Below are 23,788 nucleotides of genomic sequence, written 5' to 3' on the forward strand. Positions count from 1 at the left end.
ATTTTGGAAAAGAAAAAAATCTGGAAGGATGAGAGAGTTCAGGCAGGGGTTCTTGTCCTGGCAGCATTTTTGCTCCTGACTGCATGGGCGTTCATGCAGCCCCTGGGGGCAGGCCCAGATGAAAAAATGCGCTACATGGTGGCACAGTATCTTCATGAGCATCCGGGAAAGCTGCCTCTTGGAGATGAGCCAACCATCCGTGATGCGACATGGGGGATTTCCTATGCCTATTATCCGATCCTTTCCTATATGGTATCTGCTGTATTTATGGGGATCGCAGGTCTGTTCCATGCATCTGCAGACGGATTACTCCATGCGGCGAGGATGGCAGATGTGCTCTTTGTGACTGGAGCGGTATATTTTGTGGTGAAAGCATCCGGAAAGCTTTTTCCGAAAGAGGGAAGATGGCTGTTTGCCGCACTGGCAGGCTTTATGCCGCAGGCATTGTTTCTGGGAACTTATGTAAACACGGATTCCCTGGCGCTTTTATCCATGGCGATGATCCTGTATTCCTGGTCCTGTTATCTGGAAGCGGGAGACTGGAGCTTCAGAAATTCGATCCTTCTGGCTGTTGGAATGGCAGTCTGTGCACTGTCCTACTATAATACCTACGGATGGATCTTATGCAGCTTCCTGTTTTTCTGCCTGACAGTCCTTCTGTGCAGGGAAGAGCCGGTAAAACAGAGAGTTGCATTTCTGTTCCGGAGAGGAATCGTGATCGCGGCAGTAACCCTTGCTTTATGCGGCTGGTGGTTTATACGAAATGCCGTTCTCTATGACGGAGATCTTATCGGAAGAAAAGCCTGTGCACAGTGTGCGGAAAAATATGCGGCTGTTGATTACAGGCCGTCCAGATATCCCACACCGGAGAAGCTGAACTGGTCATGGAAGGATATCCTTTTGTATCAGGACCCGGGCTGGCAGCATAACTGGCTGCTGACAGTTCTGGTAAGCTTTATCGGAACCTTTGGCCTGATGCAGATCTATATGCCTTATAGTGTGAGCAAGGCATATTTCCTGTTCTTTGGAATGGGTGGGATCGGTATTTTGACTATGCTGGGAATGTTTTATCCGAAGAAACGTACTGTGGTAAAAGAACGAAAAGCAGCAGGAAGTGAAAAGCTGAAGATAAAAACAATAACCGTGTACGATAAATGGGACAGAAAAGGGATCTTTCATCTGCTGCTGATCCTTCTGATCCTGATCCCTGTGGGGCTGTTTATGTATTATGTATATTATAGTGACAACCAGGCACAGGGACGTTATATCATGCCGGCACTGTATCCGGCCATGTATTTTGTGACAGCCGGCTGGAATCGTCTGCTTGAGCGTTTTGTAAAAAAAGAAAATATCAGGATGTGGATATACCGGGTCCTGACAGCACTTCTGGCTGCTTCTCCGTTTTTATGCTATATCTTCCTGGTAGTTCCGTTTTATGGCTGACACCCAGATGGTGAGATGGCAGAAAAAAATCCCTTCTATGTATCCGGATATGACCGGTACATAGGAGGGATTTTTTAATTCTGAAGTATATCCGCCTGGGAACCAAGATCAGGAACGGATGATCCGGATCATGCGCCACAGCAGAAGGATAAGGAGCAGGATGCCCACACCGCCAATGGCAAAATACGGGATCTGGGATCTGGATTCGGAATAAGCTTTTGCAGAATCCATGTTTTCATCATTTTCCAGTACATCGGAGGAGCTTTCCTGGGAGGGATCCTCGACAACTGCAGTTCCCACCTGAGTTCCGCCAAAGGAATAGGTACGTAAGATCTGACCATCAGATTCCGTATCTTCCGTAGTCAGGTCGTCTGCGGTCGCACCGGATGGAACCATTACAGTGCCGCCGGACAGGATGTGAAAATCATCCTCGCTGAGATCCAGAAGCTGGAAATTGGAAAAACCGTAATCCAGAAGTGAGATCGCTTCGTTGGCTGTCTGACCGGTCGCTCCGTTCATGACTACTGCGATCAGAGTAGTACCGTTTCGCTGTGCAGCTGTGACAAGAACGCTTCCGGAAGCAGTGGTGGTACTTTCACGACCGCCGATACATCCTTCATAATAGGAAGCGGATGCAGGATCTGTCATGGTAAAAGAGCTTGTCAGGTTACGGGTACCGCCGGAAACATTGGTAGCCGGAATCGTATAGGAGGTGGCTCCGGAGATGGTGCGGAAGCTGTCATTACGGATAGCCGCCTGCATGATCAGAGCCAGATCATGTGCTGTGGTATGCTGGTTGTCATCCGGGAGACCGGTAGGATTGGTGAATACCGTATTGGTACATCCTAGCTCCTTGGCACGGTCGTTCATTTTCTGGACAAAGGCATCCACAGATCCGCCGATCTGTTCTGCGACCTGGAGAGCAATGTCATTGGCAGAGGCCAGCATCAGAGCGTAAAGGCACTGCTCCATGGTAAATACCTCTCCGAGCTGTGAGGAAATATGAGCGCCTCCGTCTGTAACACCGGATACACCGGTTTCTGTCATGGTAACCTGATCGTCAAGCTGGCTGTTCTCCAGTGCCAGAAGACAGGTCATGATCTTAACTGCGCCGGCCGGAGAAAGCGTGGTGTCCATATCCTTGGCATAGAGGATCGTATCGGAAGTATCTTCCATGATCACGGCAGATGCGGAAGTGATCTCAGGCCCCTGAGGCCATCCGCTGATCCCATTGGTGGTAATACCGGAGGATACAGCAACAGCGGTTTCTTCTGTGGCGAAAACTGGAGTCTGGAACACTATGGAAGCGGAGATCCCAATAGCCAGAAGCGCTGTGGTTATTCTTGATTTTTTCATGATAAATGGTACTCCTGTATAAAAAATAATTCTTATGTAAGCAATACATACGTAAGCTCAGTATAACACATTTCCTCTCTTCCTTGCAAAAAAAATGATGGAATGGTAAAATATGTTCATCAAACTGTTACTGAGAACAGAGTGAACAGTAACATCAAACTGAGTAATACGGAGATAATATATGAGTAAAGATGATTCTACAGGAAAGATCCAATGGGACAGACTTATAAAGAAGCTTTCCCCCTATACAGTACAGAAGGGCCTAAGATACCTGAAGCATTATGGTCTGAAAGAGTTCTGGATCCGGCTTCATGAACGTTTTGAACCGGAAGAGGTTCCTTACGGACCATGGTATGAGGCATACAGACCTGACGAGGAAACACTGGAGAAGCAGCGGAAACGCAAATTTCCGGATGGGCCGTTGATCAGCATTGTGGTACCTGCATATCTGACACCGGAGCGTTTTTTAAGACAGATGCTGGACTCTCTCCTTGCACAGACATATGAGAACTGGGAGCTGTGTCTGGCAAACGGAAGCCCGGAGGATCCGGACATGCAGACTGTGCTGAGATCCTATGCAGAGATGGACAGGAGGATCCGCTATCAGGATCTGAAAGAGAATCTTGGCATTGCAGAAAATACAAACGCAGCTTTTGCCATGGCAGAGGGTGATTTTATCGCACTTCTGGATCATGATGATCTGCTGGCACCTAATGCATTGTATGAGATCGCGGCGGCACTGGAGGAGCATCCGGAGGCGGATGTGATCTATACAGATGAGGATAAGGTCACGACAGATCTTTCTGAACATTTTCAGCCCCATCTGAAACCGGACTTTAACCTGGATCTTTTAAGATCCAATAATTATATCTGCCATTTTCTGGTGGTAAGACGTTCCGTAGTGCAGACAGTGGGCGGATTTCGCCGGGAATTTGACGGCGCCCAGGATTATGATTTCATTTTCCGCTGTGTGGAGCAGGCCAGGGAAGTGGTCCATGTACCGGAGATCCTTTATCACTGGAGGACCCATAAATCCTCCACAGCAGATAATCCGGCAAGCAAGATGTATGCTTTTGAAGCCGGCAGACGTGCCATTGAGGGGAATCTCAAACGGACCGGAACTCCGGGAACCGTGGAGCATACTCCGGATTTTGGATTTTACCGTGTGAAGTATCCGGTGCAGGGAGAACCTCTGGTTTCTGTTATCATTCCGAACCGTGAGGAGAAAGAAACGCTTCAGGCCTGCGTGGAATCCATTTTTGAAAAAACTGCCTACAAAAATTACGAGATCATCATTGTGGAGAATAACAGCAGCTCCGAAGAGATCTTCCGGTATTACAGAAAGCTTTCGGAGGATCCCAGGGTCCATCTGATCCGCTGGAAAAAAGGCTTCAACTATTCTGCCATCAACAATTTCGGGGTGCGCCATGCCAAGGGAGATTATCTGCTTTTTCTGAATAATGACGTAAAGGTCATCGATCCGGACTGGATGTCAGAGATGCTGAGCGTGTGTCAGCGTAAGGAAACAGGTGCAGTTGGCGTCAAGCTGATCTATCCGGATAACACCATTCAGCATGCAGGCTGCGTGGTGGGAATGGGCGGAATTGCCGGGAACATGTTTGTGAATATGCCGGCAGAGCGTACCGGATATCTCCATAAGGCTTCTCTTCTGCAGGATATGAGCTGTGTGACTGCAGCATGTATGATGATGAAGAAGGAAGTTTTTCTGGAGGCAGGAGGCTTTACGGAAGAGCTTGCAGTTGCGTTTAATGATGTGGATCTCTGTCTGAAGGTGCGCAGCCACGGCCATCTGATCGTCTATGATCCGTATGTGAAGCTCTATCATTACGAATCCAAGTCAAGAGGCACTGAGGACAGCGAGGAAAAGGTCCGCCGTTTTCAGACGGAGATCGAATACATGCGCTGTCACTGGCTGGATATCCTGAAAAAAGGAGATCCATACTATAACAAAAATCTTTCTTTAACCAAATGGAATTATTCCCTGAAGCCCCTTCCGGGAATGGGAAAGAAGAAGGGATAAAGCAATGCAGGAAGTATCAGTAGTCATACCAAACTTTAACGGAATGGCATATCTGGATGGTGTTCTTTCCAGTCTTGAAAGACAGACTATCCGTAATTTTGAGGTTATACTAGTGGATAATGGTTCCACTGATGGCAGCTGTGCATTTGTTTCAGCGGAATATCCATGGGTACACATGATACAGCTTCCGGAGAATTACGGCTTCAGCAGAGCCGTCAATGAAGGGATCCATGCGGCACGTTCCCCATATGTGCTGCTTCTGAACAATGATACGGAAGCGGAACCGGATTTCCTGGAGGAGATGGTTGCTGCCCTGCGCAGACATAAGAAGGCATTTTCCTGTCAGGCAAAGATGATTCAGCTTCATGACAGGGACAAGATGGATGATGCTGGAAATTATTACTGTGCCCTTGGCTGGGCTTTTGCCAGGGGAAAAGGCAAGGATATCCGCCATTATGACCGAGAGCAGAAGATTTTTTCCACCTGTGCGGGAGCTGCGATCTACCGGAAGAAATTTATTGACAGGATCGGAGATTTTGATGAGGAGCATTTTGCTTATCTGGAGGATCTGGATATCGGTTATCGTGCCAGGATCTGCGGTTATCAGAACTGGTATGCTCCAAAAGCGAAAGTTTATCATGTAGGAAGCGGCACCAGCGGATCCAGATATAATCAGTTCAAGATCCGGTATTCTTCCAGAAACAATATTTATCTTATCTATAAGAATATGCCGTTTCTCCAGATCGTGCTGAACCTTCCGTTTTTTCTGGTGGGATTCGGTGCGAAGATCCTGTTTTTTGCGTCCAAGGGATTCGGACGTGAGTACCTTGCAGGCATCAAAAACGGCTTTCAGATCAGCCGCAAAAACAAAAAAGTCAGATTTTCCATGAGGAATCTTCCGCGTTATATACAGCTCCAGTTTGAACTCTGGATCAACATTTTTAGGCGTTTTGCCGGTTAAGACACCATATTTTCACAGAATTTTTATATTTCGGAGGGAAGATTTTATTGCTTTTGGTTTTCATCTATTATAAGATAAAAGCAATGAACTTAAATGAGGTGGCGGAAATTGATTAAAGACAACCAGAAAAATTTCAGTCGTCTCCATATGCTGATCGATGTATTTGTGATCGCGGCCTCCTATGCCCTGGCCTGGTTGATCCGTTTTCAGGGAATTTTTGAGCATTCGGCGGTCCAGTCCAAGACCGTCCAGGAATATATGTTTATGCTGATATTCATTATTCCGGGATATTTACTTCTTTATCAGGCCTTTGATCTTTATACACCGATGCGAATGCAGGGGCGTCGTCTCGTACTTGCCGGAATTGTGAAGGCAAATGCGTTAGGGCTCCTTATCATCATGTTTGCACTTTACAATTTTAAAGAGCTGGACTATTCCCGTCTTACTCTGGTTTCTTTCTGTGTGATCAATATCGTCCTGGAATGGTTTGTGCGTATGGTTATATTTTACATTCTCCGGGATATGCGCAAAAAAGGAATGAACCAGAAACAGGTGCTGCTGGTAGGATACAGCCGTGCTGCCGAGGAATATGTAGACAGGATCCTGCAGAATCCGCAATGGGGATACGTGATCAGGGGCATACTGGATGACAATGTGCCGGCAGGCACTACTTATAAGGGCGTTAAGGTGATCGGTCGAATCGCCAATCTGATGATCATCCTTCCATCCAGTCGTCTGGATGAGATAGCCATTACCCTGGGCTTAAGTGAGTATTATCGTCTGGAAGAGATCGTTGCACTCTGTGAAAAATCCGGCGTGCACACAAAATTTATTCCGGATTATAATAATATTATTCCGACCAAACCATATACAGAAGATATTCTCGGGCTTCCGGTGATCAATATCCGGTATGTGCCCCTGAGCAACACGTTTAATGCACTGATCAAGAGATCTATGGATATTGCAGGCGCGATCGTTGCGATCATTGTGTCCTCACCGGTGATGCTGGTGTTGTGTATGCTGATCAAGCTGACTTCGCCGGGCCCGCTGATCTATAAGCAGGAACGTGTCGGGCTTCACAATCAGACTTTCCGGATGTATAAATTCCGTTCCATGGAGATCCAGAAAGAATCAGAAGAAAAAAAGGCGTGGACAGTAAAGAACGATCCAAGAGTTACCGGAATCGGTAAATTTATGCGTCATACCAGTCTGGATGAGCTTCCACAGCTTTTTAACATTCTGAAGGGTGAGATGAGTCTTGTGGGACCAAGACCGGAGCGGCCGTTTTTTGTAGAAAAGTTTAGGGAGGAGATACCACGTTATATGGTCAAGCATCAGGTGCGGCCGGGTCTTACCGGGTGGGCACAGGTAAATGGCTATCGTGGAGATACTTCTATCAGAAAAAGGATAGAGTGTGATCTGTATTATATCGAAAACTGGTCTGTGGGATTTGATATAAAGATCATGTTTCTTACCATATTCAAAGGATTTATTAATAAGAACGCATACTAAAAAGGGGAAAAGGAAAAGATGTCAAAACCTCGGAAAAAAAGCAAGAAGATTTTATTTATCCTGGAGATCGTCGTACTGCTCCTGTTTATCGGAGGTCTGTTCGTTTATGGTCAGATCTCAGCCAAACTGGATAAGATCGACATCCAGGAAACAGATCTTGCAGACCAGGATATTGTAACTAATGATCAGGCACCGCAGATGACGGGATATACCACCTATGCACTGTTCGGACTGGACCACAGAAGCAAGAATGAGAAGCTGAATACAGAGAACAGTGATACCATCATCATTGCGAGTATCAACAATGATACGAAGGCAGTCAAACTTGTGTCTGTCTATAGAGATACCCTTCTCAATGTAAAGGATGATACCTATTCCAAAGCCAATTCGGCATATGCATTTGGCGGACCGACCAACGCGGTTTCCATGCTGAATACGAATCTGGATCTGAATATCACAGATTATGTTGCCATTGATTTTAATGCGCTGGTAACTGTGGTAGACTGCCTCGGAGGATTGGACATCCCTCTTTCCTATGCGGAGATCGTTCATATGAACAATTACTGTGTGGAGACATCAGAGGAAACCGGAAAGAGCTACACACCGATCGAACTGCCGGATCCGAAGCCGGAGGATGAGGAAGCAATCGTAGATACCTATCATCTTAATGGTGTACAGGCTACCTCCTACTGCCGTATCCGTTATACTGCAAGTCTTGATATGGGACGTACCGAGAGACAGAGACGAGTGATCCAGATGATCGTAGATAAGGCGAAAAAGGCAGGACTTTCCACTATCTTTGATATTATGGATCAGGTATTCCCGATGGTCAAAACTTCTGTTTCCAAAACAGAGATCCTGAAGATGATCCCGGCTATGATCGGCTACAGTATTGATGAAACTACAGGCTTCCCCAACGATTATAAATTTGCCCAGGTAAAGGGCAGCGTTATCGTACCTACCACACTGGAATCCAATGTTCTGAAGATGCATCAGTTTCTGTATGGAGACACCAGTTACACTCCGACGCAGGATGTACTCAACAGAAGTGCCCAGATCACAAATATCGCAGGCGGAGGCGACGTGCAGGACACTGCACCTGCGGTGACAGATACACCGAATGACGCAACGGATGATTCGTACACGTGGCAGGGAGATACATCCACAGATTACAGCAGTACGGACACAAGTGATGATGCTGATTACAGCACAGACACAGATTATGATACGGATTACTCCGGAGACGATTACAGCACAGATACGGATTATTCCGGGGACGATTACAGCACAGATACGGACTATTCCGGAGGCGATTCCGATACGGATTATAGCGATTATACCGACGGAGAAGATTATTCGGAGAATGAATAAAACATCAAAATAAGCAACCAGCAGAAGGGACCATCCAGTAACGGGTGGTCCTTTCTGGACAGGAGACAAATATGAAAATATTAAAAACAGACGTGATCATCCCGGCATACCGTCCGGGAGAAGAATTTGAAAAACTGCTGGAAAGACTCAGCGCACAGAAATATCCTATCAATAAGATCCTTGTCATGAATACAGAAAAGAAATTCTGGAAAGAGACCTGGGAACAGGAATATCCGCTTGTGGAAGTCCGGCATCTTACAAAAGAAGAATTTGACCATGGCGGTACCAGAAGGCAGGCGGCAGAGCTTTCGGATGCGGAGATCCTTGTATTTATGACACAGGATGCAATGCCGGCAGACAGGGAACTGATCGGAGCACTGGTAGGAGTTCTTGCAGAGAATCCACAGGCAGGAGCCGCTTATGCGCGTCAGCTTCCAAAAAAGGACTGCAGATTTCTGGAAAAATATACCCGTTCCTTTAATTATCCGGAACAGTCCTGTCTGAAAACGGAAAAAGATGTACAGACCTACGGGATCAAAACATATTTCTGCTCCAACGTCTGTGCTGCTTATGATCACAGGATCTATGATGAGATTGGTGGATTTCCGGAGCATGCTATTTTTAATGAAGATATGATCTATGCAGGCTGGATGGTAAAAAAAGGCTATGGAGTTGCCTATGTATCAGAAGCGCGTGTATATCATTCTCACAATTACACCTGTATGCAGCAATTCCACAGGAATTTTGATCTGGGAGTTTCCCAGGCGGAGCATCCGGAGGTTTTTGAAGGAGTGCCTTCCGAAGGTGAGGGCATCCGGTTGGTAAAAAAAAGCATGGCATATCTTCTGAAAACAGGCCACATATGGCTGATCCCCGGACTGTTTTTGCAGAGCGCTTCCAAATACGCCGGATATTTTCTCGGAAAACGATACAAAAAGCTCCCTGAAAAAATGATCCGATCCTGCACCATGAATCCGGAATACTGGAAAAAGAACAAATAAGAGCAGGTCACGGTTTTTTAAAAGAGATATCACAGTTTAAACACAATTCCCTGTTAAACTGTCTTTTATAAGAAAAATAAATGTTACTGAGAACGGAGTGAGCAGTAACAGATACATGCATCAGATAACATAGAAGGGAGCACCAGAGGCATGAGTGAAGAGAATAAATGGGGGACAGACTTGCCGGATGAGGATAAGAATGCTTCGGCAGAACAGAAACCGCTGACGCATCCTTATTCTGAGGGACGCAGGATGCAGGAGAGCGGACAGGACAATTATGCAGGTGCCGGACAGAGTGAAGGCGCTTCGCAGGAGAAACCCAAATACGGACATTATGAGGTGCATCAGCCTCAGGCCGGTAATTATGCCGGTGGAAATATACCGCCCAAAAAGCCGCGGAAAAAGAGAGATTTTTCAGGCAACAACAGCTTTGGAAAGAAAGCAGCCACTGCGGTGGCACTGGCTGTGATCTTTGGGCTGGTAGCCGGAGTAGTTTTTCAGGGCGTGAATATTGCAGCAGATAAATACAGAGGAAATGACAGCAGTACAACGATCGGAAAGACAGAAACAGTTACCGGAACAGAGGACAGTACTGACAGTAGCTCTGCGGATTCTGCTGTGAAGGATATTGTGGCAGAGAGTGGTACAGTGGCCGGTGTAGCCCAGGCAACCATGTCGTCTATCGTTGCCATTACATCTGTCAGTGTGCAGGAGATCCCAAGCTTTTTCGGATATGGAACGAGGCAGTATCAGAGTGCAGGAAGTGGTTCCGGTATTATTGTAGGAGAAAATGACAGCGAGCTTCTCATTGCGACTAACAACCATGTGGTATCCGGAGCGACTACACTTACTGTGTGCTTTGCAGGCAGTGATGTGGTAGGAGCGGAAGAAGAAACCCAGGCTATGGCAAGCAGCTCCGATGGAGATGCGGATGTGGATAACGCAGTTTCTGCCAAGATCAAAGGTACCGATGAAGAGAATGATCTGGCAGTGGTGGCAGTGGAGAAATCCGATATTCCGGATGAGACCATGGATGAGATCAAGATCGCACAGATGGGAAGCTCGGACGATCTTGTAGTCGGTGAGCAGGTGGTTGCCATTGGCAATGCACTGGGCTATGGACAGTCAGTTACCTCCGGATGGATAAGTGCCCTTAATAGAAGCATCGGTACAGAGGACGGAGAAGCCAGCGGACTGATCCAGACTGATGCAGCGATCAATCCCGGAAACAGTGGCGGTGCACTTCTGAACATGAACGGTGAAGTGATCGGTATCAATGCGGCCAAGTATGCAGACAGTCAGGTGGAAGGCATGGGATATGCCATTCCGATCTCCAAGGCAGAGCCGATCCTGGAAGAACTGATGAACCGCGAAACCAGAGATAAGGTGGAAGATTCTTCCAAGGTAGGATATATGGGAGTCAAGGCTGCTGATCTTACAACAGAAGCCATCCAGATGTATAATATGCCGGCAGGTGCTTTTATTACTGAGGTAACGGAAGGTGGCGCAGCAGATAATGCAGGGATCAAAAAAGGCGATATCATTGTGAAGCTGGATGGACAGAAGGTAAGCGGCAAGGATGACCTTGTTGATAAGCTACAGTATTATGAGGCAGGAGAAACCATCGAAGTGGTGATCTCCAGAGCGAACAGCGGAGAGTACAAGGAACAGACGGTTGAAGTGACCCTCGGAAGCAAACCCTCTTCTGACAAATAAAAGAAAATACAGGATAACCATTTATAAACCGGGGAGCTGCATAAGAACATGCAGCTCCCCGGTTTATAAAAACTTAATTTGATACAGCCGGATTATGTGCTATAATATGCATAATAAAAACCAGAAAGGAAATGTTATGGCAGATCAGTTTGATAATAATAAAGACAATGACCAGGAGCAGAAATACGAGAAATTCTGTTTTTTATGTCGCAGACCGGAGAGTCAGGCAGGGAAGATGATCGACCTTCCTAATCATATACATATCTGTGCGGATTGCATGCAGAAAAGCTTTGATACTATGAACACCCAGATGAACAATGGAAATTATTCCGATCTTTTTAACATGCCGAATGTGAGCATGATCGATCTCAGCAGTTTCCAGAATCCCGGAAACCAGGCGAAGAAGATCAAGAAAAAATCAGAGACTCCGAAGCCGGTGATCGATCTTAAAGATATTCCTGCACCACATAAGATCAAAGCAACTCTGGATGAATATGTGATCGGACAGGAATATGCCAAGAAGGTAATGTCTGTAGGTGTATACAACCATTATAAGAGAGTTGCCACAGATACCATGGATGATATTGAGATCGAGAAATCCAATATGCTGATGATCGGACCTACAGGCTGCGGTAAGACTTATCTGGTGAAGATGCTTGCCAGACTTCTTCAGGTACCGCTTGCCATTGCAGATGCCACATCTCTTACAGAGGCCGGTTATATCGGTGATGATATCGAGAGCGTAGTATCCAAGCTGCTTGCAGCTGCAGATAATGATGTGGAGAAGGCAGAGCACGGGATCATTTTCATCGATGAGATCGATAAGATCGCAAAGAAGAAGAATACCAACCAGAGAGATGTCAGCGGAGAGGCTGTCCAGCAGGGACTTCTGAAACTTCTGGAGGGAAGTGAAGTGGAAGTTCCGGTAGGTGCTACCAGCAAGAATGCCATGGTACCTATGGTGACTGTAAATACAAGGAACATTCTGTTTATCTGTGGTGGTGCGTTCCCGGATCTTGAGAATATCATCAAAGAGAGACTGAATAAACAGGCGTCTATCGGATTTTATGCAGATCTGAAGGACAAATATGATGATGATCCGCATGTGCTGGAGAAAGTAACGGTAGATGATCTCCGTGCATTTGGAATGATCCCGGAATTTATCGGTCGTCTTCCGATCATCTTTACCCTGAACGGGCTGACGGAAGATATGCTTGTGAAGATCCTCAAGGAGCCGAAGAATGCTATTCTGAAACAGTACAAGAAGCTTCTGGCACTGGATGAAGTAAAACTGGAGTTTGAGGACGGTGCCTTACATGCCATTGCCCGTAAGGCATTGGAACGCCATACAGGAGCCAGAGCTCTCCGGGCTATCCTGGAGGAATATATGCTGGATATCATGTATGAGATCCCGAAGGATGACAATATCGGTGAGGTCGTGATCACAGAGGGATACATTCAGGGCAACGGAGGTCCGAAGATCCTTATGCGTGGACAGGAGATCCCGGCACTGGAAGGATAAGAAACAAGAAGATTCTTTAATATATAAAGGAGCGTGACAGATATGGCAAAAAGCAGTTTTTGGGATGATCTGGGAAACACACTGACAAGAAAGGCAAAGGGCTTAAGTTCCAGAGCAGAGAATCTCTATGAGATCCAGAAGATCCGTAACAAGCTCTCTGCACAGGAGCGTATGACCGAAAAGCTGATGATGGATATCGGAAAGATGATCTATACACGTTATGAGCAGGGAGAAGCCGTTGACGGTGAGACGGGAGCTATCTGCGAGGAAATCAGCCAGCACATGCTGGAGGCGGATCACTACAGAGATGCGATCGCTGCCAGTAAAGGGGAGAAGTTTTGCCCGGCCTGCCATAAGGCGGTGATGCGGGAGGCCAGCTTCTGTCCGTATTGCGGAGCGGCGTGTCCTACAGCGGAGCTGGAAGAGAAAGCTGCTGATGTGATCGAGCAGGCAGATGAGGAGCTTGAAGAGGCTGCTGAGGCAGAGGTGACAGAAGTACCGGAGACAGAAGCGGAAGAAAACGCAGAAGCTACAGAAGTGGCAGCAGATCCGGAAGAGACAGTAGAAGCGTCAGAAGTAGTAGAAACAGCAGAAACCGCAGAAGCGTCAGAAACAGAAACATCAGGATCAGATCCGGAATTGGAAGAGAAAAGAACGGAAGTGGGATCTGCAGAAACAGAGGAGCCTGCGGCTGATCCGGAAAATACAGAAACAACAGAAGAAAAAACAGAATAACCATAAGCATATAAGGCAGGCTTTCCCCAGTGGGAGCCTGCCTGAGTATTATGTAGACCACAGAAATAAGGAGAGGGAATAATGTTGTGGAATTTACTGACGGCGGGGATCTTTGGTACGGACTATTATATAAAGAAGAAAATCAACACATCGGAAAAGAAAGATCTGAAGGAAAAGTGCCTGGGAGGCAGGCTGATCGTAAGAAACTGCCATAATCACGGGATGATGCTTGGAATATTAAAAAACAAAGATAAAGAATTCCTGAGAGATCTTGCATCTATGGTGCTGGGCGGTGCGATCTGGGAGTATATACGTACTTCCGGAGAAAAAGGCACACGCATATCCAAGCTTGGGCTTTCCATGATCCTGGGCGGCGGTCTGAATAATTATACGGAACGTCGCAGAAAGGGATACGTCACGGATTATGTGAGCCTGAATGTGGAAAATCCGAAGCTTAAGAAGGTCGTATTTAATATTTCGGATCTTTTCATATTTACAGGTGCGCTTCTCTGGGGCGGGAGCGAGATCTTTTCTGAAAAAGAAAAATAAATAAAAAAACAGAAGTGCCGGTGTTGGGCGCTTCTGTTTTTTTGATTTTGGATAAAATAAAAAAGAATGCAGGAAATGGGACTTGAACCCACACGATCTTGCGACCACAGGCACCTGAAGCCTGCGCGTCTGCCAATTCCGCCATTCCTGCATTTTTTCAACCGGCTTGCTTTGCTTTGTTTGCTCCGCTCGTCGACTGCTCACTTATAATAACTCAGGAATTGGATAATGTCAATAGAAAAATTCAAAAAAATTAAAAAAATTCAAAAAAAATATTTTGAGTTAGTTTTATACATTTTTTTTGCATATGGTGTTGAAAAATGACGATTCCTGTGATACAATCTTGAAGATTTAGGATAAAATAAGAGAACAAAGAAAGGGAGATTGTATGAAAGCATTTCTGATATTGGAAGATGGCCATGTATTTACAGGAACCAGCATTGGTTCTGCAAGGGAAGTCATCAGTGAAATTGTCTTTAACACTTCCATGACCGGTTATCTGGAAGTAATGACAGATCCTTCTTACGCAGGACAGGCGGTGTGTATGACATATCCGCTGATCGGAAACTACGGAATCTGTTATGATGACCAGGAATCAAGGAAGCCGTGGATTGACGGATTTATTGTACGCGAATTATCACGAGTTCCCAGCAACTTCAGAAGCGTAGACACCATTCAGCATTTTCTGAGCAAAAACGACATTCCGGGAATCGCAGGAATTGATACCAGAGCACTGACTAAGATCCTTCGTGAGAAGGGAACCATGAACGGAATGATCACAGTTGACGAGAACTATGACCTGGATACAATCATCCCCAGATTAAAAGCATATACAACAGGAAAAGTGGTAGAGAAGGTTTCCTGCCGCGAAAAGGAAGTGCTTAAGGGGAACGGACCGAAGGTTGCCCTTCTTGATCTGGGCGCCAAGAAAAACATTGCACGCTCACTGAATGAGAGAGGATGCCAGGTTACTATTTACCCGGCTCTGACATCTGCAGAAGAGATCCTTGGAGACAATCCGGACGGCATCATGCTCAGCAACGGACCTGGAGATCCGAAGGAATGTACTTCTATTATTAAAGAGATCAAAAAACTTTACGACTCTGATGTACCGATCTTTGCCATCTGTCTTGGACATCAGCTTATGGCTCTTGCAACAGGCGGAGACACCCATAAGATGAAATACGGTCACAGAGGCGGAAATCATCCGGTTAAAGACCTTGAGACAGGAAGAGTATATATTTCCTCCCAGAACCATGGCTACGTTGTAGACGCAGAGGGACTTGAGGAGAAAAATATCGCACATCCTGCATTTGTAAACGTCAACGACGGAACAAACGAGGGTATGGCATATAACGGAAAGAACATCTTTACTGTACAGTTCCATCCGGAAGCATGCCCGGGACCCCAGGATTCCAGTTACCTTTTTGACAGATTCATGAAGATGATGGGAGGAGAGAAATAATGCCAAGGAATAAGGACATAAAAAAAGTACTTGTAATCGGCTCAGGCCCGATCATAATCGGCCAGGCAGCAGAGTTTGACTATGCAGGAACCCAGGCATGCCGCTCCCTGAAGGAAGAGGGCATGGAGGTTGTACTTTTAAACTCCAATCCTGCTACCATCATGACAGATAAAGACATCGCAGACAGAGTTTACATCGAGCCTCTGACTGTTGAGGTCGTAGAGCAGCTGATCCTCAAAGAGAAACCGGACAGTGTACTTCCTACACTGGGCGGCCAGGCAGGACTGAACCTTGCCATGGAGCTTGAGGAGAAAGGATTCCTGAAAGAGCACAATGTACGTCTCATCGGTACTACAGCAGCAACGATCCGTAAAGCTGAGGACCGTCAGGAATTTAAGGATACAATGGAAAAGATCGGCGAGCCGGTTGCAGCATCCAAGGTCGTAACAACTGTAGAGGACGGTGTTGCGTTTACTCAGACTATCGGTTATCCGGTTGTTCTCCGTCCTGCATATACACTTGGCGGAAGCGGCGGCGGTATTGCGCATAATGAGCCGGAGCTTCGTGAGATCCTTGAGAACGGTCTTCGTCTTTCCCGTGTAGGTGAGGTTCTTGTAGAGAGATGTATCGCCGGATGGAAAGAGATCGAGTATGAGGTAATGCGAGACAGCGCAGGAAACTGCATCACAGTCTGCAACATGGAGAACATTGACCCGGTTGGTGTCCATACCGGTGACTCCATCGTAGTTGCTCCTTCCCAGACCCTTGGTGATAAAGAGTATCAGATGCTTCGTACATCTGCTCTTAACATCATCACAGAGCTTGGTATTACAGGTGGATGTAACGTACAGTACGCTCTTCATCCGGAGAGCTTTGAGTACTGCGTTATCGAGGTTAACCCTCGTGTAAGCCGTTCCTCCGCACTTGCAAGTAAGGCTACCGGTTATCCGATCGCCAAGGTTGCAGCCAAGATCGCACTGGGTTACACACTGGATGAGATCCCGAACGCCATCACAGGCAAAACATACGCAAGCTTCGAGCCGATGCTGGATTACTGTGTTGTTAAGATCCCGCGTCTGCCATTTGACAAATTCATCACAGCAAAACGTACACTGACTACACAGATGAAGGCTACCGGTGAGGTTATGAGTATCTGCCATAACTTTGAGGGTGCTTTAATGAAGGCTATCCGTTCCCTGGAGCAGCATGTAGACAGTCTGATGTCCTATGATTTCTCACATCTTTCTGATGAAGAACTGATGGACGAGCTGGACATTGTGGATGACCGCCGTATCTGGAAGATCGCAGAAGCCCTGAGACGAAATGTTTCCCAGGAGAAGCTTCATGATATCACAAAGATCGACATCTGGTTCATCGATAAGCTGGCTATCCTTGTTGAGATGGAGCAGGTTCTGAAAACTCAGAAGCTGGACAAAGACCTTCTTCTGGAAGCAAAACGTCTGGAGTTCCCGGACTACATCATCGCAGACCTGACAGGAAAGACAGAAGCTGAGATCAAAGACCTGCGTAAAGAGTACGGCATCCGTGCAGCATACAAGATGGTTGATACCTGTGCAGCAGAGTTTGCGGCAGCGACACCATATTACTATTCTGTATACGGCGATGAGCAGACAGCGAATGAAGCTGTAGAAACAAAAGATAAGAAAAAGATCCTGGTACTTGGTTCCGGCCCGATCCGTATCGGTCAGGGTATCGAGTTCGACTTCTGCTCTGTACACTGTACATGGGCATTTGCGAAAGAAGGATATGAGACGATCATCATCAACAATAACCCGGAGACAGTAAGTACAGACTTCGATATTGCAGATAAGCTGTATTTTGAGCCGCTGACACCGGAAGATGTTGAGAATGTTGTAAATATCGAGAAACCGGACGGAGCTGTGGTTCAGTTCGGTGGACAGACAGCCATCAAGCTTACAGAGGCACTGATCAAGATGGGTGTTAAGATCCTTGGAACATCTGCTGAGAACGTAGATGCCGCAGAGGACAGAGAGCTCTTTGATGCCATTCTTGAGAAATGCCAGATCCCGAGACCGAAGGGACACACTGTATTCACAGCAGAAGAGGCGAAAAAAGCTGCCAACGAGCTGGGATATCCGGTACTTGTCCGCCCGTCCTATGTACTTGGAGGACAGGGAATGCGTATCGCTGTCAGCGATGAGGACGTGGAAGAGTACATCGGAATCATCAACCAGATCGCACAGGAGCATCCGATCCTTGTTGATAAGTACCTGATGGGTAAAGAAATCGAGGTCGATGCAGTATGCGACGGTGAGGACATCCTGATCCCTGGAATCATGGAGCACATCGAGCGTGCAGGTATCCACTCCGGAGACAGTATTTCTGTATATCCGGCACAGACCATCAGCCAGAAAGCAAAAGATACCATCGCCGAATACACACGTCGTCTTGCACAGGCACTTCATGTTATCGGTATGATCAATATTCAGTTCATCGTTGTAGGCGAGGATGTATATGTCATCGAGGTTAACCCGCGTTCCAGCCGTACAGTACCGTACATCAGCAAGGTAACAGGAATCCCGATCGTTCCGCTTGCAACAAGAGTTATCCTTGGACATAAGATCAAAGAGCTTGGTTACACACCGGGACTTCAGAAAGAAGCAGAGTACTTCGCAATCAAGATGCCGGTATTCTCCTTCGAGAAGATCAGAGGCGCAGATATCAGCCTTGGACCGGAGATGAAATCCACAGGTGAGTGCCTTGGTATTGCTAAGACCTTCAACGAGGCTCTTTACAAAGCCTTCATCGGAGCCGGAATCCGTCTTCCGAAACACAAACAGATGATCATCACTGTTAAGGATGAGGATAAAGAGGATATCATCCCGATCGCAAAACGCTTCGAGGCTCAGGGATACCGTATCTTCGCAACAAGAGGTACAGCAAATGTCCTGACTGAGAACGGAATCAAGGTAACACGCACCAATAAACTGGAGCAGCCGTCTCCGAACCTGATGGACCTGATCCTTGGCCACAAGATCGATGTTGTCATCGATACACCGCCACAGGGTGTTGAGCATCAGAAAGATGGTTTCGTGATCCGTCGTAATGCAATTGAGACAGGTGTTAACGTACTTACAAGCCTTGATACTGCAGAGGCTCTGGTCACAAGTCTTGAGAATACAGACCTGAACCACCTGACTCTGGTAGATATCGCCACCATCGACAATCGATAAAAAATTGTAAATTTTGTGAAATAAAAAATTAAAAGTTTACGAATTGTCAAATATGTAATATACTGATAAGGACGGGGCCGTCGTTCACATACCGGCCCTGTCCTTATCTTGCTTTTAGAAAGGAGTTAACATGATTTTTATAGAATTACTGAAGGTTATCCTTCTCGGTATTGTGGAGGGAATCACCGAGTGGCTTCCGATCAGCAGTACCGGACATATGATCCTTGTGGATGAGTTTATCAAGCTGAATGTATCCGAGGCATTTATGGAATTTTTCCTGGTGGTGATCCAGCTTGGCGCGATCCTGGCAGTTGTTGTACTGTACTGGAACAAGTTGTGGCCTTTTTACATAAGAAAAATCCCGAAGAAAACACAGATGGCACTGCGTAAACAGCCGGCAGTACCCAGAACTGTCCTTACTTTTGTAGAAAAATACTGTGATAAGGATAAGTGGATCCTCTGGTTTAAGATCCTGGTAGCATGTCTGCCGACGATCATCATCGCTCTTCCTTTTAATGACATTATTGAAAAGAAATTTTATAACTATGTGGTCGTTGCCATCATGCTGATCGTTTATGGTGTGCTTTTTATCGTTATCGAGAACTACAACAAACGCCGCAGACCAACCTGCACCAGACTGGATGAGCTTTCCTTTAAGACAGCGCTGATCATCGGCTGCTTCCAGGTGCTTTCCGTGATTCCGGGAACATCCCGTTCCGGATCTACCATTATCGGAGGAATCCTTGCAGGAACATCCCGTACAGTTGCAGCGGAATTTACCTTTTTCCTGGCAATTCCGGTTATGTTCGGAGCAAGTCTTCTGAAACTGGTGAAATTCGGTTTTGCCTTCAGCTCCACAGAGCTGATCATCCTGATCGTAGGTGTTGTGGTATCTTTTGTGGTATCTATTCTTGCCATCAAATTCCTGATGGGATATATCAAGAAACACGATTTTAAAGTATTCGGCTGGTACAGGATCATTCTTGGTATCCTGGTGCTCGGATACTTCGTTGGAAAAACATTTTTAGCATAAAACTGCAATCTGGAGGTAATCATTATGAAATATAAGAAGCTTTTGATCGTACTGACAGCAGTGACGGCGCTTGGTATTGCCGGCTGTGGAAAATCATCAAAGGAAACAGCAGAGGTGACACCAACACCGGTTCCTACAGCCGCACCTACGGCTGCACCGGCTACATCCACACCGCTTCCCACATCTACACCTGCACCGAAGCTGATCGGTGTAAAGACCAGTACTGCAAAATTTGTTTATCTTACCAACAGCACGAAGGGAGAGATCCGTGAGATCTATCTCCGCGCGGCAGGAGGGGAAGAATGGGGCAAAAGTCTTGTTCCTGCAGAAGCTACCATCAAAGATGCGGAGCAGGTGCAGATGTATTACACCCCGGATTCTGCAAGAGATGCCATCTATGATATGAAGATCGTAGACGGAGACGGAAATGCCTATGAGATCTACAGTGTACAGCTGAGCGATATGGAAAAGGCAAAACTGATGATCGATAACGGAGAAGCATACCTGACCTATACAAGCCTCAGTGACAAGAGTGAGAAGAGCACTATTGGCAATGTGGAAACGGATAACAGTGAGGCGGACAGCAGTGATTCCGCAGACAGCACAGATGCTTCAGATCTGACAGACAGTTCTTCCGGTATCACGGATACTTCTTCCGACAGCAGCGATGGAAGCTATGACAACAGTGATGATGGAAGCTATGATAACAGTGATGACGGAAGCTATGACAGCAGTAATGACGGAAGCTACGACGGCAGCGATGACGGAAGCTACGACAACAGCAGTGATGATGGAAACTATGACAGCAGTGATAATAGCGGCGACTATGTAGATGACAGCAGCAACAGCGGAAGCGGTGACGATTCTCTTGACAACAGTACAGATACAGATGACAGCGGAGACGGAGAGATTGTTTGGGATGATAACGGAGACTGGTCAGAGGAATAAACCGGGATCCTGTAAACAGAGGGAAACATGGAACAGACATTTCTTGAAAAACTGAAACGAGTAAAACCTGGGGATCTGCTTCACATCATCAAGTTTATCCTGGCATTTCCCATTGCGATGGTCTACAGACTTTTTCGCAGGGATCTCTGGCTTCTCTGTGATACAGAGAATGAATGCCGGGATAACGGATTCTGGCTGTACAAATATCTGAGAGAAAATACCAGTGAGGATGCAGTGTACGCCATCAATAGAAAATCTCCGGATTATGCCCGGGTAAAAGATCTGGGACCTGTGATCCAGTATGGAAGCTTCCGCCACTGGATCTACTATCTGGCTGCATCAAAAAATATCAGCTCCCAGAAAATGGGAAAACCAAACGCAGCCATCTGCTATGTGCTGGAGGTTTACGGAATCCTACGGAACAAGCGGGCGTTCCTGCAGCATGGGATCATTACGGCAGATCTTAGTTTTCTGTATTATCCCCATACAAAAATGAGCCTTTTTGTTACCAGTACCTATGATGAGTGGAAATATGTCAATGACCGGTACGGATATCCGGAAGGCTATGTGCAGGAGCTGGGACTGTGTCGTTTTGACCAGCTTCATGATATGAAGGTAAAAAAGAACCAGATCCTGATCATGCCGACCTGGCGTATGTATATCCGCAATGAGATCTCAGCCTCTGATCACGAGCTGGAAGCACAGAAATTCATGGAAACCGATTATTACCGGTACTGGGATGCACTTCTCAAGGATGAGAGACTGATCCGCTATATTGAGGAGAACGATCTTCAGATCATCTTTTATCCGCACAGGGAAATGCATCGGTTTCTGAAATATTTTCATGTGGATCATCCGAAGATCACAGTGGCGTCCTGGCCTGAGTACGATGTGCAGACACTCCTTAAAGAGTCCGCAGTGCTGGTGACTGATTTTTCCAGTGTGGCCATGGACTTTGCCTACATGAAAAAGCCACTGGTCTACTACCAGTTTGACAATGAAAAATTCCGGCAAAGTCATCATCAGATCGGGTATTTTGATTTCCGGAAAGATGGCTTCGGTCCGGTATGTGTAACGGAACAGGAAGTAACGGACTGGCTGATCCGCCTGCATAAGCAGGGATTTGCCAATGAAGAGATCTATCTGGAAAGACACGGAAAATATTTTGATCTGTGGGATACAAAGAACTGTGAAAGAAATTACAAAGCGATCAAAGAAATGTAACAGGTGGTGAAAAATTGCAGCAGTTAATGGAAGCTCCGGCGGAGATCAAGGTAAAAACCAGGAAATTTTCGCTGACAAAAGGAACCATAAAGATCAGTTTTGAGCTGGAAGGATCCAGAGGAAAGATCCGTTCCCTGAAGCTGAAACAGCGAAATGCAGTGCTGGATACAAGTTTTCCTTTTGAAATGCAGACAGCAAAAAAAGGAAATACGATCGTGTATCATGCACAGATCAATGTAGATCAGTATCCGATGGAAACCGCATTCTGGGATGTGGTGGCATCTGTGGATAAAGAAGGAAAAGGAAATTATGAGGATGCGATCCTGGGAGGCTTAAGTTCAAAACTTAAACTTAAGCTGATCCTTTTTCCAAGATGGACCAGAACCGGGGATGGGCATATGGTTTATCCCTTTGTCAACGGAGCAAGGCAGTTTACCATTCAATACCGGAAATATGATCCGAAATATGACAGCTATGCATTTATAGCAAAAGAATTTCTTGCATTATTCTGCTATTTTATCCTGAAACCTTACTGGGATCATAAGAAATTATGGCTGATCTGCGAGAAATACTGTACAATGGCACAGGACAACGGCCTCTATTTTTTCCGGTACTGTATGGAGCATGCACCGGAGAAGGACAGAAGTCGGATTTTTTATGTAATAGATAAAAAATGTCCGGATTATCAGGCTGTAAAAGAGTATGATGCCAATGTGATCCAGTTCATGTCATTTAAGTACATGATCTATCTCAGCGCTGCACGGTATCTGATATCTACCGATGCAATCCGGCATTTTTATATCTGGGATTCGCCCAACAGCATCTACAAGGTTCTGTATCAGGCACGGAAGAATATCGTATTTCTCCAGCATGGAGTGATGGGCTTCAAGCAATGCCACAGGACCTTTCATAAAGGCGGAGGTAATCAGATGGCACTGTTTGTGGTGTCTTCGGGTTATGAACAGAAGATCATCCATGATTATTTCGGATACGATAATGAAGAGATCATCATCACCGGACTGGCCAGATGGGATGTGCTGGAGGACAAGTCGGATCCGGCTCATAAAGAGATCCTGCTGATGCCTACATGGAGAAGCTGGCTGGAGGATATCAGCGAGGAGCAGTTTAAAAAAAGTGAATACTATCAGCGTTATAAAGCATTTCTGCAGGATGAGAGGCTTAAGACTCTTCTGGAAAAGGAGGATATCACGCTGAACTTTTATATCCATCCGAAATTCAGGGAACATATCCGGAGCTTTCAGGTGGAAGACAGGCATATCCGGCTGATCCCATTTGGGACTATGCCGCTGAATCAGCTTCTGATGAGCTGTCATATGCTGATCACCGATTATTCTTCTGTTTCCTGGGATGTCTACTATCAGGAAAAACCGGTGATATTTTATCCCTTTGATCTGGAAACCTATGAGAAAGTCCAGGGAAGCTATATGGACTACAAAAAAGATGTTTTCGGAGATCTGGCATGGGATCAGAACCAGCTGGTAGATCTTATCGGAGAATATGCGAGGAACGGATTCCGTGAAAAACCGGAATTTTCAGGAAGAAGAGATGAGCTTCTTCCCTACAGGGACAATGACAACAGCAAACGAATCTATGAATATATAGCCAATGCTCAAATACCGGACAAACTGAAAAGAAGGCTGAAAGAGAAAAAATTTTAATGTAAGGATACAAAAGG

Annotated in this window: 17 protein-coding genes and 1 tRNA gene; 16 read left to right on the plus strand and 2 right to left on the minus strand. The window is 46.2% G+C overall.

Annotated elements, in window-relative coordinates; translation table 11 throughout:
* Positions 1-3 precede the first annotated feature (3 nt).
* The gene (locus CCC70_RS02495; protein ID WP_244093142.1) at positions 4-1,443 is read left to right on the plus strand and encodes an ArnT family glycosyltransferase; all 1,440 of its coding nucleotides are present in this window, start codon (positions 4-6) and stop codon (positions 1,441-1,443) included.
* Positions 1,444-1,551: 108 nt separating this feature from the next.
* Here the strand turns inward: CCC70_RS02495 and CCC70_RS02500 are convergent, their stop codons facing one another.
* Positions 1,552-2,799 carry a D-alanyl-D-alanine carboxypeptidase family protein gene (locus tag CCC70_RS02500; RefSeq protein ID WP_287084184.1) on the minus strand — a complete coding sequence of 416 codons (1,248 nt, stop codon included), beginning with the start codon at positions 2,797-2,799 and terminating at the stop codon, positions 1,552-1,554.
* A gap of 181 nt (positions 2,800-2,980) precedes the next feature.
* Between CCC70_RS02500 and CCC70_RS02505 the strand changes: the two genes are divergently transcribed.
* The 9 genes from CCC70_RS02505 (at position 2,981) to CCC70_RS02545 (ending at position 14,207) form a co-directional block, all read left to right on the plus strand.
* The gene (locus tag CCC70_RS02505) at positions 2,981-4,840 is read left to right on the plus strand and encodes a glycosyltransferase family 2 protein (protein ID WP_021651910.1); all 1,860 of its coding nucleotides are present in this window, start codon (positions 2,981-2,983) and stop codon (positions 4,838-4,840) included.
* 4 nt (positions 4,841-4,844) lie between these two features.
* Positions 4,845-5,801, plus strand: coding sequence for a glycosyltransferase family 2 protein (locus CCC70_RS02510; RefSeq protein ID WP_021651911.1), 957 nt, complete (start codon positions 4,845-4,847; stop codon positions 5,799-5,801).
* Positions 5,802-5,909: 108 nt separating this feature from the next.
* A complete protein-coding gene (locus tag CCC70_RS02515) occupies positions 5,910-7,313 on the plus strand; it encodes an undecaprenyl-phosphate glucose phosphotransferase (RefSeq protein WP_022426969.1) in 1,404 nt (467 codons plus the stop codon).
* An 18-nt stretch (positions 7,314-7,331) separates the two neighbouring features.
* Positions 7,332-8,684, plus strand: coding sequence for an LCP family protein (locus tag CCC70_RS02520; protein WP_270389529.1), 1,353 nt, complete (start codon positions 7,332-7,334; stop codon positions 8,682-8,684).
* A gap of 71 nt (positions 8,685-8,755) precedes the next feature.
* Positions 8,756-9,685: a glycosyltransferase family 2 protein gene (locus CCC70_RS02525; RefSeq protein WP_270389528.1), complete on the plus strand. Its 930-nt coding sequence runs from the start codon at positions 8,756-8,758 to the stop codon at positions 9,683-9,685.
* 150 nt (positions 9,686-9,835) lie between these two features.
* Positions 9,836-11,401 (plus strand): S1C family serine protease, encoded by a 1,566-nt coding sequence (locus CCC70_RS02530; protein WP_270389526.1) that lies wholly within the window; start codon positions 9,836-9,838, stop codon positions 11,399-11,401.
* A gap of 136 nt (positions 11,402-11,537) precedes the next feature.
* A complete protein-coding gene (gene clpX / locus CCC70_RS02535) occupies positions 11,538-12,923 on the plus strand; it encodes an ATP-dependent Clp protease ATP-binding subunit ClpX (RefSeq protein ID WP_022426973.1) in 1,386 nt (461 codons plus the stop codon).
* A 42-nt stretch (positions 12,924-12,965) separates the two neighbouring features.
* On the plus strand, positions 12,966-13,658 hold the full coding sequence (locus CCC70_RS02540) for a zinc ribbon domain-containing protein (protein ID WP_270389523.1): 693 nt from the start codon (positions 12,966-12,968) through the stop codon (positions 13,656-13,658).
* An 81-nt stretch (positions 13,659-13,739) separates the two neighbouring features.
* Positions 13,740-14,207: a signal peptidase II gene (locus CCC70_RS02545; RefSeq protein WP_144094782.1), complete on the plus strand. Its 468-nt coding sequence runs from the start codon at positions 13,740-13,742 to the stop codon at positions 14,205-14,207.
* Between the two features lie 67 nt (positions 14,208-14,274).
* Here CCC70_RS02545 and CCC70_RS02550 read toward each other — a convergent pair.
* Positions 14,275-14,358, minus strand: a tRNA-Leu gene (locus tag CCC70_RS02550).
* A gap of 237 nt (positions 14,359-14,595) precedes the next feature.
* Here CCC70_RS02550 and CCC70_RS02555 point away from each other — a divergent pair.
* The 6 genes from CCC70_RS02555 to CCC70_RS02580 all read left to right on the plus strand — a co-directional run bounded on the left by CCC70_RS02555 (position 14,596) and on the right by CCC70_RS02580 (position 23,771).
* Complete coding sequence (locus tag CCC70_RS02555) at positions 14,596-15,672, plus strand: carbamoyl phosphate synthase small subunit (protein WP_015527400.1); 1,077 nt, start codon at positions 14,596-14,598, stop codon at positions 15,670-15,672.
* Positions 15,672-18,887: a carbamoyl-phosphate synthase large subunit gene (gene carB, locus CCC70_RS02560; protein ID WP_287084185.1), complete on the plus strand. Its 3,216-nt coding sequence runs from the start codon at positions 15,672-15,674 to the stop codon at positions 18,885-18,887. Before CCC70_RS02555 ends, carB begins: the two co-directional genes overlap by 1 nt.
* A 130-nt stretch (positions 18,888-19,017) precedes the next feature.
* Positions 19,018-19,920: an undecaprenyl-diphosphate phosphatase gene (locus CCC70_RS02565; RefSeq protein ID WP_015527398.1), complete on the plus strand. Its 903-nt coding sequence runs from the start codon at positions 19,018-19,020 to the stop codon at positions 19,918-19,920.
* A gap of 24 nt (positions 19,921-19,944) precedes the next feature.
* Positions 19,945-20,868 (plus strand): hypothetical protein, encoded by a 924-nt coding sequence (locus CCC70_RS02570; protein ID WP_118752900.1) that lies wholly within the window; start codon positions 19,945-19,947, stop codon positions 20,866-20,868.
* A 27-nt stretch (positions 20,869-20,895) separates the two neighbouring features.
* Positions 20,896-22,092 carry a CDP-glycerol glycerophosphotransferase family protein gene (locus CCC70_RS02575; RefSeq protein WP_015527396.1) on the plus strand — a complete coding sequence of 399 codons (1,197 nt, stop codon included), beginning with the start codon at positions 20,896-20,898 and terminating at the stop codon, positions 22,090-22,092.
* A gap of 14 nt (positions 22,093-22,106) precedes the next feature.
* Entirely contained in the window at positions 22,107-23,771 is a 1,665-nt protein-coding gene (locus CCC70_RS02580) for a CDP-glycerol glycerophosphotransferase family protein (protein WP_270389516.1), read from the plus strand.
* Positions 23,772-23,788: the final 17 nt, after the last annotated feature.

The organism is Blautia sp. LMAG:89, from assembly GCF_008679485.1.
Classification (GTDB): domain Bacteria; phylum Bacillota; class Clostridia; order Lachnospirales; family Lachnospiraceae; genus Blautia_A; species Blautia_A fusiformis.

Bases quoted from the DNA above. Each gene is read 5' to 3' on its own strand.
- CCC70_RS02500 (WP_287084184.1), bottom strand. From the start codon at position 2,799: ATGAAAAAATCAAGAATAACCACAGCGCTTCTGGCTATTGGGATCTCC.
- CCC70_RS02505 (WP_021651910.1), top strand. From the start codon at position 2,981: ATGAGTAAAGATGATTCTACAGGAAAGATCCAATGGGACAGACTTATA.
- CCC70_RS02510 (WP_021651911.1), top strand. From the start codon at position 4,845: ATGCAGGAAGTATCAGTAGTCATACCAAACTTTAACGGAATGGCATAT.
- CCC70_RS02520 (WP_270389529.1), top strand. From the start codon at position 7,332: ATGTCAAAACCTCGGAAAAAAAGCAAGAAGATTTTATTTATCCTGGAG.
- CCC70_RS02525 (WP_270389528.1), top strand. From the start codon at position 8,756: ATGAAAATATTAAAAACAGACGTGATCATCCCGGCATACCGTCCGGGA.
- CCC70_RS02530 (WP_270389526.1), top strand. From the start codon at position 9,836: ATGAGTGAAGAGAATAAATGGGGGACAGACTTGCCGGATGAGGATAAG.
- clpX (WP_022426973.1), top strand. From the start codon at position 11,538: ATGGCAGATCAGTTTGATAATAATAAAGACAATGACCAGGAGCAGAAA.
- CCC70_RS02540 (WP_270389523.1), top strand. From the start codon at position 12,966: ATGGCAAAAAGCAGTTTTTGGGATGATCTGGGAAACACACTGACAAGA.
- CCC70_RS02545 (WP_144094782.1), top strand. From the start codon at position 13,740: ATGTTGTGGAATTTACTGACGGCGGGGATCTTTGGTACGGACTATTAT.
- CCC70_RS02555 (WP_015527400.1), top strand. From the start codon at position 14,596: ATGAAAGCATTTCTGATATTGGAAGATGGCCATGTATTTACAGGAACC.
- carB (WP_287084185.1), top strand. From the start codon at position 15,672: ATGCCAAGGAATAAGGACATAAAAAAAGTACTTGTAATCGGCTCAGGC.
- CCC70_RS02565 (WP_015527398.1), top strand. From the start codon at position 19,018: ATGATTTTTATAGAATTACTGAAGGTTATCCTTCTCGGTATTGTGGAG.
- CCC70_RS02570 (WP_118752900.1), top strand. From the start codon at position 19,945: ATGAAATATAAGAAGCTTTTGATCGTACTGACAGCAGTGACGGCGCTT.
- CCC70_RS02575 (WP_015527396.1), top strand. From the start codon at position 20,896: ATGGAACAGACATTTCTTGAAAAACTGAAACGAGTAAAACCTGGGGAT.